Annotated in this window: 9 protein-coding genes and 4 pseudogenes; 7 read left to right on the top strand and 6 right to left on the bottom strand. The window is 23.5% G+C overall.

From position 1 onward, the window contains the following. Positions 1-34 precede the first annotated feature (34 nt). The 6 genes and pseudogenes from SPIRDC1_RS08090 to SPIRDC1_RS08060 all read left to right on the top strand — a co-directional run bounded on the left by SPIRDC1_RS08090 (position 35) and on the right by SPIRDC1_RS08060 (position 6,493). Positions 35-1,048, top strand: coding sequence for an ABC transporter ATP-binding protein (locus SPIRDC1_RS08090; RefSeq protein ID WP_199188877.1), 1,014 nt, complete (start codon positions 35-37; stop codon positions 1,046-1,048). A 65-nt stretch (positions 1,049-1,113) separates the two neighbouring features. Next, positions 1,114-1,641 (top strand): annotated as a pseudogene (locus SPIRDC1_RS10085) (GNAT family N-acetyltransferase). Positions 1,642-1,881: 240 nt separating this feature from the next. Further along, a complete protein-coding gene (locus SPIRDC1_RS08075) occupies positions 1,882-3,501 on the top strand; it encodes a lysine--tRNA ligase (protein WP_174481341.1) in 1,620 nt (539 codons plus the stop codon). 222 nt (positions 3,502-3,723) lie between these two features. Then, positions 3,724-5,958 (top strand): PolC-type DNA polymerase III family protein, encoded by a 2,235-nt coding sequence (locus tag SPIRDC1_RS08070; RefSeq protein WP_174481340.1) that lies wholly within the window; start codon positions 3,724-3,726, stop codon positions 5,956-5,958. Positions 5,959-6,075: 117 nt separating this feature from the next. Beyond that, positions 6,076-6,237: an ankyrin repeat domain-containing protein gene (locus SPIRDC1_RS08065; protein WP_174481339.1), complete on the top strand. Its 162-nt coding sequence runs from the start codon at positions 6,076-6,078 to the stop codon at positions 6,235-6,237. Positions 6,238-6,307: 70 nt separating this feature from the next. Beyond that, on the top strand, positions 6,308-6,493 hold the full coding sequence (locus SPIRDC1_RS08060) for a hypothetical protein (RefSeq protein WP_174481338.1): 186 nt from the start codon (positions 6,308-6,310) through the stop codon (positions 6,491-6,493). A 147-nt stretch (positions 6,494-6,640) separates the two neighbouring features. Here SPIRDC1_RS08060 and SPIRDC1_RS10650 read toward each other — a convergent pair. From SPIRDC1_RS10650 to SPIRDC1_RS08040, 6 genes and pseudogenes are all read right to left on the bottom strand, one after another. Beyond that, positions 6,641-6,812: pseudogene (locus tag SPIRDC1_RS10650) on the bottom strand (IS256 family transposase); the annotation flags it as partial. A 93-nt stretch (positions 6,813-6,905) separates the two neighbouring features. Next, a pseudogene (locus tag SPIRDC1_RS10560) lies at positions 6,906-7,298 on the bottom strand (IS256 family transposase); the annotation flags it as partial. A gap of 1 nt (position 7,299) precedes the next feature. Then, on the bottom strand, positions 7,300-7,931 hold a 632-nt coding region (locus tag SPIRDC1_RS10080), incomplete at its 3' end, for an IS256 family transposase (RefSeq protein ID WP_233215017.1). Positions 7,932-8,387: 456 nt separating this feature from the next. Further along, positions 8,388-8,732 (bottom strand): annotated as a pseudogene (locus SPIRDC1_RS10555) (helicase HerA domain-containing protein); the annotation flags it as partial. Between the two features lie 1,470 nt (positions 8,733-10,202). Beyond that, on the bottom strand, positions 10,203-11,408 hold the full coding sequence (locus SPIRDC1_RS08045; RefSeq protein WP_174481335.1) for an Mbov_0396 family ICE element transmembrane protein: 1,206 nt from the start codon (positions 11,406-11,408) through the stop codon (positions 10,203-10,205). 251 nt (positions 11,409-11,659) lie between these two features. Next, positions 11,660-11,947, bottom strand: coding sequence for a hypothetical protein (locus SPIRDC1_RS08040; RefSeq protein WP_174480277.1), 288 nt, complete (start codon positions 11,945-11,947; stop codon positions 11,660-11,662). A gap of 684 nt (positions 11,948-12,631) precedes the next feature. On the opposite strand from SPIRDC1_RS08040, the gene SPIRDC1_RS08035 reads away from it, so the two are divergent. After that, positions 12,632-13,765 (top strand): hypothetical protein, encoded by a 1,134-nt coding sequence (locus tag SPIRDC1_RS08035; RefSeq protein ID WP_174481334.1) that lies wholly within the window; start codon positions 12,632-12,634, stop codon positions 13,763-13,765. Positions 13,766-13,823 lie beyond the last annotated feature (58 nt).

Below are 13,823 nucleotides of genomic sequence, written 5' to 3'. Positions count from 1 at the left end.
TATAAAAGCATGGAATTAAAAAGGAGAAATGATTATGAAAAAAGATAATAAGGAAATTAAAAAAGATGATAAAGACATTGGAAGTAAACAAGTAACTAAAAATAAGTTAGAATCTAGTTTTACAAAGAAGTCAGTATCTAAAAATGAAGGTACAATACCACCAGTAACTCATAAATCTCATGATAAACCAGAATCAAAGGAAGAAATAGAAGCTAATAAAGCCAAATTGCAAGTTTTTAAAGATAATCAAAAATCAATTAAAAAATTAACAAAAACTCATTCAAAAGAAATTTTAGCAGGTAAAATTGTATCAATGACTAATAATACTCCTGATACTAACATTAATGTTATTGAATTATTTGATGTTAAAAAATCTTACTTAACTGGAGACTTAGAATATGAAGTATTAAAAGGAGTTAATTTAAAAATTAAATTAGGTGATTTTGTTGTTATCTTAGGACCATCGGGAAGTGGTAAGACAACATTATTAAATATTATTTCGGGATTGGATAAACCTAATACTGGTGATGTTTTTGTGGCCGGATACAATTTATCTTTATTAAAAGATAGTCATTTAACTAAATTTAGACGAGATAACGTTGGTTTTATTTTTCAACAATACAATTTATTAACTAATTTAACTGCTCGTGAAAATGCTGAAGTTGGTGAAAATCTTGCTAAAAATAAAAATATGAGTATTGATGATATTTTTCAAGTTATTGAAATGGATGAACATATGAATAAGTTTCCAAGTCAATTATCAGGTGGACAACAACAAAGAGTATCGATTGGTAGAGCACTAGCAAAAAATCCGACAATTTTATTTTGTGATGAGCCAACAGGAGCACTTGATGAGGAAATGGGGCGTAAGGTATTAGAAATTTTATTGGATGTTAATCGAGAATATAAAACATCAATTATTATGGTTACTCATAATCCTAACTTCCAATATGTTGCAAATACTGTTATTAACGTTAAAAATGGTAAAATTATTAGTGTAAAGAATAATGAAAAACCAATGAAACCAAGTGAAATAAATTGAAGTTAATATTATTAATTAAATAAACTAACAAATTGTTAATAGAAAAAATATCATAACAAAGGAGTAAAAATATGATATTTTTTGAAACCCCTAGATTAAAAATTAGACAGTGAAAAGATAATGATTTAGATGAACTTGTTTTATTAAATTCTGATAAAGATGTCATGAAATATTTTTCTAGTACATTATCAAAAGATGATACAGAAAAATATTTTTTGAAAATTAAAAATAATTTAAATAATAATGGATTTGATTTTTATGCTGTTGAATTTAAAAAAGACAATAAATTTATTGGTTTTATTGGCTTTAGCGAAGTTGATTTTATTGTTGATTTTAGACCATGTATTGAAATTGGTTAACGTTTTAAAAAAAGTGTTTGAGGTCAAGGAATAGCAACAGAAACAGCTAAAGAATGTTTAAAATATGCAAAAAACAATTTAAAATTAACTGAAATTTATAGTTTTACTAGTATATTAAATATCAAATCAGAAAATGTAATGAAACGAATAGGTATGAAAAAAATAAAAGAATTTTATCATCCAAAAATAAATAAAAGTGATATTTTAGCAAAACATATTTTATACAAAATTAATATTTAGAAAGTAAAAAATGTTTAATAAATTATCTTTAATTTTTATAAATATCTATTAGTAGAAATATTTAAATTAAACTTTAATCCTTATTATAAATATAAGGGTTTTATTATAAAATTTAAAATTAATTGTTGACAGTAGAATTTGGTATTGAAAATTGATATCATTATGTATAAACCTAAACAATCTTATTTAATTTAATTTTTTTATTTTAAATACTTATTTTAAATACAAAGGATGAAAACAATGAAAGAAACTAAACTTGAAATTAATGGACGTATTTTGACAGAGCAAGAAGCATTAAGATATCAAAAAATACAAGATTTATATAAGCAAAATTATGATATTTATGGGCGTAAGTGAGAAAGAAATTATAATTGTGAAACTTTAAATAGCGAATTTAGAAATAAAAATAAAGAAGAGTTAGCAAAATTTGTTGCTAATTTACCTAATGATCAAATTAAAATGGCAGGTAGATTAATGACAAAAAGAGAAATGGGAAAGGGTTCAATCTTTGCTCATTTGCAAGATCAAACAGGTAAATTTCAAATTTATTTAAAACCAGAATATGTTAATCAAAAAAAATTTGAATGATTTGCAGAATATGCAGATTTAGGCGATTTTTTTGGTATTAAAGGTAAGGTTATGAAAACCAATAAAGGAGAACTAACAGTTCAAGTCTATGATATTGTAATGTTATCAAAAGCACTTAGACCTTTACCAGATAAATTTCATGGTTTAACAGATATTGAAGAACGTTATCGACGAAGATATGTAGATTTAATTATGAATCAAGAAACTAAAAAAACATTTTTACAACGTACACAAATTATTAATGAATTAAGAAGTTTTTTAAATAATAAAGGTTATTTAGAAGTTGAAACACCTATTTTACAAGAAGTATATGGTGGTGCTGCCGCTAAACCTTTTATTACTCATCATAATACATTAAAAACCGATTTATATCTACGAATTGCTACTGAATTACATTTAAAAAGATTAATAGTTGGTGGTTTTGAAAAAGTTTATGAAATTGGTAGATTATTTCGTAATGAAGGTATGAGTAAAAAACATAATCCAGAATTTACAACTATTGAAATTTATGTTGCATATCAAGATATGAAATATATGATGGATTTAACAGAGTCTTGTATAAAACATTTAATTAATACAGTGCATAATAAATTAACATTAGAATATGATGAAAATATATTAAATTTTGAAAAATCATGAAAAAAAATTAGTATGATTGATTCAATTAAAAAAGCTATGATCAAAGATGAAGAGTTTACTAAAATTTTCCAAGAAATTAGTGATATGATTTTAAAATATCATAATATTGAAGATGATAATATTAGAAATATTGAAAAAAATAAAACATTTAAACTTATATTAAAACTTGCAAAAAATTATAAACTTCATATTCCAGATCATTATAATAGTACTGGTCATATTATTAATTTATTTTTTGAATCTTTTGTTGAAGAAACTTTAATTCAACCTACTTTTATTTTTGATTATCCAATTGAAATTTCACCACTTGCTAAATTAAATAAAAATAGTAAAGAGTTTACTGATCGTTTTGAATTATTTATTGCTGGTAGAGAATATGCAAATGCTTATTCGGAACTAAATGATTCTTTGCAACAATATAATCGTTTTGAAGAGCAAGTAAAAGAAAAAAATAGTGGTAATGATCAAGCAGCAACTATGGATTTAGACTTTGTTGAAGCATTGGAATATGGTATGCCACCAACAGGTGGATTGGGCATTGGTATTGATCGTTTGGTTATGTTAATAACTGGTCAAAATAGTATTAAAGATGTATTATTATTTCCACATATGAAACCCAGAACTGAAAAATAATTTTTGTGATAAATTTTTATTATATAAACATATAATAGTAATTTATCTTTTTTTAAAAAAAAGATAAATTAATTAGTTATAATCAAGATAGTTCTTTAGAATAAGGAGCGTTTTATTGTTATTAACACAAAAGATTGAAAAATATAAGTTTTCAAACCCATTGTTTTATTTAAAAACAATTGGTTTTTTATTTTATAAATAAAATTTAGGAGAATAAGATTTATGCCTTGATTTAATGAATTAATAAAAAAATTTAGAAATTATCCTTTAACTGATGAAAATTTAGACGAAGTTGTTGAAACTTTTAATAATTTTTTTAAAGAATACAATGAAAAAGATAATTTTTTTTCTAATTCAGAAGATACTGATTTTGAAAACCCAAGTACATCAGCACCATTAACTCAATTAAAAGAAAATAAAAAAACTGATTTAGATAAATTAATTAAAGAATTAAGAAATGATTTAAAATATAATTTCTTTTCTTATTTTTGAGAAAAAAAAGAAAATTTAAAATTAATTAGACAATTAGATTATTTTTTAATAGAACTTGCTAGTAAAATTAAAGGACAAAATGAAAAATTATTATCCTTGGAGAAAAATAAAACATTAATTGAACAAAATAAAATTAATAAAGTTAGCCAAAATAGTACTGAGTTTACTGAAATCACAGATTATTTTAATCTTTTTAATTTTTTAAGTGAAACAATAAGTAATGATATTATTTTTTTAAAAACAATAAATTTAAACATTTTTGAAAATAAAAAAGAGTTTTTAAAAAAAACACGAGAATTAAAAATAAAAATTGATAAAGAAATTCGTAGGCTATATCAAAAAAATGAGGAATTAGAAAATAAAAAAGAGAAAATTTTTGAAAACCTTTTTAAAGAAGAAGTTATGACTCAATTAATTTTATCTTTTTGAGCATTTAGAATGAAAAGTGGAGATGAATATAAATTAATTTTAAATGAAGATAAAGATTTAAAAAGTAAATTTGATAAAAATTTTGTATTTTTCTTTGAATTAATAGATGACATATTTAACAGATATATTAAAAAAATTATTAAAAATGAAGAAAGAATATACAATGATATATTTGAAAAATATAATGATCGAGAAAAAGAATTAATAAGTGAACAAGAAGAAATTATTAAAACTAAAGATAAAGTGAAAGAAAGTATAGAATTATTTAAAAATGAATTAGAAGAAAAAAAAGAACAAATTAGAATACATGAGAAAGAGATAGCAGAAAAAAGAAAACAAATTCAAAATTTAGAAAAACGAAAGAAAAATATAAAAATTAAAAAAATTACTTACTTGCAAGATTTAGAAGAAAATAAAAATAATATTGAAAATCAAATATTTATTCCAAATATTTCAGATAATAAAAAAGGAAAAAAACAATATTTAAAAGAAATAGATGTAGTGATTAAAAAAAAGAATAGTGATATTAAGAAAAAGAATGATTATATTGCGGAATTACAATATAATATTACAAGACATGATACTGAGTTAAGTATTAATGATAAAAAAATAAAAAAAATTGAGGATAAAATTAATAAAATTGAGGATTTTTTTAAGCAAAATAAACATACGATGATGTTTGAACTTAAAAAAATAAAAGAAAAATGAATTAAAAATATTAGTAAAGATCAAAAAATATTTATTAATTTCTTAAAAGAAGTTAATAAATTAGAAAATATGGAATTTATTAAGATTATTGAAAATTATTGAGAACAAAATGCTGATAGTATTAAAAAATTTAATCAAAATTTTAACATTCAAAATAATTTAGAAAACATAAGAGAAGAAAATGAAAAAATAGAAAATGAATTTAAAGATGATTTCACAACTTTAGAAATTAATTTTAAATTAAAAGAAAAAGAAATAATAGAAAACGCAATTAGAGAAAAAAAGGAAAAAATTCAGGAGTCTTTAAGAACAATTAATCAATCAAAATTAGTAAGTATTGAAATCCAAACCGAAATAAATGAAGAAAATGAGAAACCTAGTTGACAAGATCAAAAAATTGAAGAACAAAATAAAACCATTGAAAAACTACAATTTCAAATAAATTATTTAGAAAAAAAATTAATTTCAATAAAGGAATTACATGAAGATGAAGTAAAAGATTTATCTACAACATCGGAAAATATTAGAGATTTTTTTGCAATGGAAATTAAAAAAACTACTGAAAATTGTGATAATTTAAAAAATAGTTTAAGTAAAAAAAATTCAAAAAAAGAAGAAGAAAAAATTAAAAATAAATTAAATGAAGAAGAAATAAAATTAACATCTTTAAATGAAGTATGAAAATTAATAAGTACTGAAATTCCAGAGTTACAGCAACCTTTATCAGAACAATCAAAAAATGCAAGCAAACAAAAATGAGAGAATATGGGCTTAATAGAATCTCAATTACCTTTGGAAACAAAAGCAGAAATATTAAATACAATTTAAACTAATAAGATTAAATTTATTATTGTATCAAGTTTAATTTATAGAAAGAGAAAAAAAGTACATTAGAAAAAAAGAGTATTTATTAATAAGAAAAATGAAAAAATAATACAAGTGATTATGAATAATAACTTAGAAAAAGTTAAATTATTAGTTAGGAATGGTGTTAGTATAAATTATGTAATTAAAGATGGTTTCACTATTTTGATGTTAGCTATCAAAGATAATGATTTAGAGATAGTTAAGTATTTAATAGATAATAATGAAATCTTTATCAAGTAAATGAATATGGACATAATGCTTTAATGTTAGTCGTTTGAAATAATCATTTGGAAGTCTTTAATTTTTTTTAATGCAAAATACTAACGATATTTTAGATGAAGAAATTTTAGAACAAAATGAAGATAGATTACCAACATATGAAAGTATATTAAAAGAAAATAAAGACAAATTACCAACATATGAAGAAGCAATGAAATTTCAACAAAAAATTAATAAGTCTGATTATTTTAAAGATGAAATAGATTGGCAAAAGTAATTATCGAGGCTTTTTAGTAATCTATGTTTCTTTGTTTTACAAAGTACTAGTTCAGATTAATTCTGTCTTCAAATTTTATCATAAAATGAGCAATTGCTGTATTTCAATTTTGAATAGGCAATGTTCATTTTTTTGTGATATTTCAANCTAAATAATTTTGCATCTCAGAATTCAACATTTTTTCTACCAATCGTTTAGTTAATTCTTTATATAAGCCTCCCTCTTTAAAAACTGTTGTTAAATCCTCAGTATTTTCTAATAATAAATCTACTGCTTTTGATATTGGATCATTGTTATTAAGTTTATCTTTTTTAGCCATCTGTAACTCACTCTTTCTAGATATATAAATTATATTTACTAGAATTAATTAAACATAGTTATTTTTGTAAGTCACACAGATTACTAAACATTCCCAAACTTTTTTATTTCTAATAACTTTTCGTAATTGGCTATTAACAGATTCAATAGCATTTGTAGTATAAATTACCCTTTTAATTTCTGCTGGATAACTAATAAAAACCATTAAATTTTCTCAATTTTTATATCAAGATTTAGCAATTTGTGGATATTGTTTATTTCATTTACTTTCAAACGATTCTAAAGCTTGAATTGCTTGTTCTTCACTACATGCTGTATAAATTGGCTTTAAATCGATAACTAGAGACTTTCGATGTCTGTATGAAACATATTTTAAGCTATTTCTAATTTGATGAACTATGCATAATTGATGTTCAGTTTTAGGATAAACTGATTGTATTGCCTCTGACATGCCTGTTAAATTATCACTACAAGCAATAAGAATATCNTCTCAATTTTTATATCAAGATTTAGCAATTTGTGGATATTGTTTATTTCATTTATTTTCAAACGATTCTAAAGCTTGAATTGCTTGTTCTTCACTACATGCTGTATAAATTGGCTTTAAATCGATAACTAGAGACTTTCGATGTTTGTATGAAACATATTTTAAGCTATTTCTAATTTGATCAACTATGCATAATTGATGTTCAGTTTTAGGATAAACTGATTGTATTGCCTCTGACATGCCTGTTAAATTATCACTACAAGCAATAAGAATATCATTTAAGCCTCGATTTTTCATTTCTGTAAAATTATTTAATCAGAATTTAGCACCTTCATTTTCACTAATTCATAAACCTAAAACATCTTTTTTACCTTCTAAATCAACTCCTAAAGCTTTATAAACTGATTTGTTAATAATACGTTTATCCTGACGTACTTTAACTACGATACAATCAAAATAAATGATTGGATAAACACTATCTAATGGACGATTTTGCCATGCTTTGACATCATCAATGACATCATTGTTGATAATGCCAGTAAATTTCTTTTTGACATTTTCACTGCCAGTAAAATCCGCAATATTTTGTGTTGCAATAATTAATGAGCTTTTGCATTTTCTAATTCTTTTCATTGTGTGAAATAAAAAGTCTAGTGCAACACTATTATTTTCGTTAGCTAGTAAATGTGCTTCATCAACAGCAATAATAATTCTCTTTCAATCTTTTTCTTGTTTATTTTCGTTGTATGACTGAACTGCTGAAAGTTCAATTCCTAGCATTCGTAAAATCAACATCATTTGTAAATTAATTATTTTTTTATTACTATTTTCAAAAAGTTCTCTTAAATCAAAACAAACTATATTTGCTTTGCTTCATTGAAATTTAGTATGGCCATTTCAATATTTAGCATAGGTACCTTGTGTTAAAGCTGTTAACTTAGATTTTAAATTATCTAACTTTAAAATATTTGCTGATAATTTTTCGTCTTTAATTTTTTGACAAATCAAATTATATAAATCAGTAAATGTTGGATAATCTGTTGCTTTTAATTTTTCAAAATTAGTACTTGGTAAAATATTTTTTTGAAAATATACTTCTTTAATCAATTCTATTAATAAGTTTGTAGTTATGTCATCATCATTTAAATTTGGATATAACATAACAAAAAATGCTTCTAATAATGATAGTTGACTATTAAATGTATCTGCATTATCATGACTATCATCTAATTTATAAATTTCTAGTGGATTTATAATATTACCTTTGGCTCCTGAACCATTAACTACTTGTCCATTTAAACAATTAGTTAGATTAGTAAATTCACGTTCAGGGTCCAAAATAAATATTTTTCTATTATTTTGATATGCCTGATTTAAAAGAATTTTTTTAGTAGTAAATGATTTACCGCTTCCACTTTCTCCTAAAATAACCATATTATGATTTATGCGTTGAGAATTTTTTTTAAATAAATCTCAAATCACTGGTTTTCCAGAATTAGTTTCACCAAGTAAAAATCCTTTTTCATCAGTTAAAGGCATATCAGGAATTGGAAAACTTGTTGAAAAAGTATCACAAGTCATTTCAATATCAGTTATTTTGGCAATATGATTTATTCATGTATAACTTGCCAAAAGACTATCTTGTTGTAAAAATAATAAAGTTTCATATTTTCAATTAGTAGTATTTACTAAATCAATTAATTGCCTTTTAGTATTGTTTAATGTTTTTTTATTTCCATAAGCAATAATGAATATTGACATATCTTTTAAAAAATCAACATCATCAATAATTGCTTGTTGTTGATCTAAAAAAGCATTGTAATACTGTTCTGATTCACTTTTTTGACTTGGAGTTAAAGCATATTGTTCATTGGTTTTAATTTTACTTAAAGCATTATCTAATTGTTTTTTTGCTTTTTGTTTATTAATAGGATTTAAATTAATACAAATATTTACATTACATAAATCAAACAATTTATTTAATCAAAAATAATTTATTTGATTTGGTAAATCATTAATAGTTCATACAAATCCTTTTTCATTTCTTCCTTGAAAATTTGAATAATTTGTTTTTATATTTTGGTTATTAAAAGTAAAATCATTTCAAAAATTATTGATTTCTTCTTGGAATAGTTTTTTTATATTTAAACTACTAAATGAGTTATTAGAAATTAATGATTTTAATTGTGATAATGTATTTTCTTTATTTTCACTACAAAAAACAATATAAACTGATGGTGTAGTTAATAATTTTGTTTTTTGAATTGATTGTAATTGTTCAATTTGTAAATCAATTAAATAATTATTTTCATCATTACTTTTTTTTGTTTTTTTTCATTTTAAATTATTAATTTGTTCTTCAAAATCATAATTTTGATTTGTTTTTATGATTTTACATGGCATTGTAATTGTTTTTAATAAATCAGCAAAATCAGCAAGCACTGTTTCCTGTTGTACTTCATTTAATAAAGTCAAATTTATTGTTTCTAATTTAATACCAGACATAAAAAGATTGTCTTTTAAATATTTAAATTTAACAATGTTTTTATCATTTTCTAATTGAAAATTAGGATTTAAATTTACAGTTGAACTTTTACCCATAATTGCTAAATATTTAAAAGCACGAACAATCATTTCATACGCTCTTGTTTCATTTTTAAATTTTTGAATACACATAAAACCAAGTGCCATTATTATTAAACTTAAAGAAAATTTTAAATAAATATTAATTGAAATTAAAAACGCTATTGAAATAGCTATGCTTATAAAAATCAATAATACTAACAAATCAGTTAGATTTACGCCTCGAAAAATTTGATAATGAATTTTTTTAGTGCTTTTTGGTAAATTTACTTTTTCCATATTTACTCTCCTTTTTTATCTTTTTTCATACCAATTAACAAATTATTTTTTGTTTTTCTCATAGGTTTTTTTACCTAAGTTTTTGGTATCAAATCAATCACTTTTTATTTTCTCAGTATTATTTTTAGATTGATTGTCATATCAATTTGGTTGACCATTTTCAAAATACTTATCAACAATTTTTTGGTCAACTTCACTACGAGGTTTATTTGTATATCGTGCAGTTGTTCCATGAATAACATTTTTATTTGTTGCACTGCCAACTATTGATAAATCAATATCTTCTTTTTTAAAAGGAGTCTTTTTAAATTGATTTTTAAGTTCATTTTTTAAATTATGTGATTCATGTTTTGATGTACCTTTAGCATATTGTTGTGAACTTTTTGATTTAACTATATTGGCTAATTTTTTAGTAGGATTTACAATTGCGTGTTTACCTGCTCTTTTTAAACTACCCTTTACTCCAAATGTTTTATATGTAGCTAGAGAACCACCAATAAATCCAGCAGTAGCTAAGACTGAACCAACAGTTGCTTTGGTACTAAACCTTGCAAATTTTGCAAGTCCACCACTTTGTAATCTATTTAAAACACCACTACCTTCTCCATCTTTGTTTTTGCCTAGCATTTTTCTTTTTCCTATAAGTAAACTTTTACCCAGACCAAACATACCAATCGTTCCTGCTTTTAAACCACTACTTGCAGATTTCATTGTTGTTAACATACGCATCCCCTCCATAATGCCAACTGTTTGTCCAACCATGGAAGCAAACAACATTTGCGAATTATATGTAGCAACAGCTCCACCAGTAATAAATAACAATTTAAATGTTGACTGACGTATTCAACTATCACTTACATCATTACCAGCATTTAACATTAAAGGTTCTAAATTTATAAATAAAGTTAAACTCAAAACAATTCCAAGTGATGAAATAAATCTTCCAATAACTAAATCTTTTCACAAATTTATTTTTTGTCATTTAACACCACTTGTTGCAGTTGAAAAAATAATTGGTGAAGTTATATACAATAAAAACAAATCAAAAATTCGTTGAATTAAACTTAAACCTAAATAGAAAAATATAATCATACAAAAGAAACTACCAAGTGTACCCAAAAACAAATTGTAGTTTTCCATATCAGGATATCCTACATCATAATGTCAGTCTTGATGATTTAATCCATCAGTAAATCCTAATGCACCAACCATATTAGCTAATTTCTCTCCATAAACAAATTCAGGCATAATAATGTGAATTATTGAAATAACTGTAAAATTAATGACCCAAAAAAATAAAGGAATTAAAAGTAATAACAAAATAACAATTATGGCTACTTAGCCCTTTTTACTAGACCATTAATTTAAAAAAAACTTGAATGTATTCGAAAAACAATTGTGTTATACAATTAACACTAATTTTGACATGAAAGGATTTTTAATAATGGATAAAATTANACTTCAACTTGCTCTTAGTCAACAATAATTGCACCTCATAATTACAATAAACCTAGCATTCTTGCAAAAATAATATGAGCAATACCTGATGACATTAAAATCAAAGCACAACCTAAAACACTTCAAACCATATGTCTTAAATACTCTCCTTTGTTTTCGGGATCACTATGAATTTTAAAAGCATACTTGATAGTACTAAATGCTAAACCACAACCACCAATTGCATACAAAATTGGTAACAATACTTCCATTAAATTGTTTAATAACTGTTGAGTTTGTGGGTCAACACTTGATAATAAATTAAATATAGAAAACATCATATCTATCATTCCTTTCTTTATTTGTTTTACTTTCGTTTGTGATAATATATATTTGATAAGGTATGTATGTTATACATAACCCCTTTTGGTGCAATTATTTGAAAATAGAAAATAAAACAGGATTTGTGGTTGTGTATTTCTATGCAAAATTAATCTCAATTTCATACAACAACAATTTCATTAACATTCTTAAATAACTCTTTTATTCTCATATAGAAGCATTTACATAAAGTACTCACCATTTGACTTCTACGACAGTGTATTTAGTTTTAGAAACTCCATCATAATAAAAGAAAAAAAACGACATCTAGGTTCAAAATACTAGAATGTCGTTTGCAAATTATTATAATAAAATATATAATTTAAATGCAGGTTGAGCTATTCCATTGGTGAACCTGTCAGCAGTTAGGATATTAGCGTATCGCTAACTGCATTTTTTATTATTTTTATTTATGAAGTTATTTTTATTATATGCTTTTTTCATGCAAAAGCAAGTTAATAACTATTTTACATAATTAAAAAATACTTCATTCAATTATTAAAAGTGTTATAATTATAATAGATAAGAAATTATTTCCTAATTTTGGATTAATATCTATATGCTCATAAAAGTTATTTTTATCAATCTAAAATTTTCTTTTCAATTTATGGTGTACATAAAGAAGGTGTATTAAAATGAAAAAAATATTATCATTGCTTACGGCAAGCGTTTTAGTTGGAACTAGTGGTGTAAATTTAGTTAATACTAAATTATTTACAAATAATACTTCCAATTCTAAAACTATCTTAACAACTACACAACAAAACAATACTCAAGCTATGACAAGATATGATAGTTTAAATCTTGTCAATGAAAAAAGTTTAAATAATGCCATAAACAGTACAATAAAAAATATAAATAAAAAATGTAAAAATGATATTAACTGAACTGTTAATGGAAAAAAATATAATTATAAAAATGAATTATTGAAGGTTTTTAGTAATAAAGAAAATTTATTAACAACAAATAATCAATATGAGCAGTTTTTAAGTAAAAATAATTATTATCAAAAAAATAACTTAGGATTATCATTTCCTATGAATTATGATGGCGTATACTTTCCTTGATGAGGGTTTGGTGATTATTTTTACTGATATATGTCATCAGATACTGTTAAAAAGGTTCAACAATATTTAGCATATGGACAAGCAGGATTTGTGCTTGCAGTTAACTCTATATTATTAGCTAGTGGTGTTGGAGGTCCACTGATTACATTAGTTGATGCGTGTTTGTTTACATTCACTGCTAGCTGATATATGGATAATGTTCCTTCATATGATAATGGTAATGGAGTATATCTTGGAATATCAATATTACCTGCTCCAACAATCTTTGAAGTAGGTAGCCAAGATAAGTATATTTCTAAAGTAAATTCTTTTGAAGTCGATTATAGATTTTTAGCAGCAGATTATATTACTACATGCATAGATGAACAAGGGATTAATTTTTTATTAAATTATTATAATAAAAATAATAGTGATAATTTTGCAGATAATGTTATAAGTCCGTATTTAAAACAATTAACACCAATTGATCATACTGGTGCAGGTGGTTCTATTACTAATCAAGATTATACAGATTGATCTCATTCTTTTATTCAAAATGATCCGTTTTGAACAAATAATATATATCACTCTCATTTAAAAGATTTTATCTTTTATAATCCAAATTTTAGATCTATTGATATCAGAACTAAAAGAGGATATAACACAACAGTTATGGAAGATCCATATGATCCAATTCATCATCATTATGATGATACTTGAGAAATTTGAAAAAATTCTTAAATTAATTTCTGCAATTTTGGGAATGTTTAGTAATCTGTGTGACTTACAAAAATAACTA

Source organism: Spiroplasma endosymbiont of Danaus chrysippus (genome assembly GCF_902809815.1).
Classification (GTDB): domain Bacteria; phylum Bacillota_I; class Bacilli_A; order Mycoplasmatales; family VBWQ01; genus Spiroplasma_E.
This window is presented reverse-complemented; position numbering and strand designations above follow the sequence as displayed.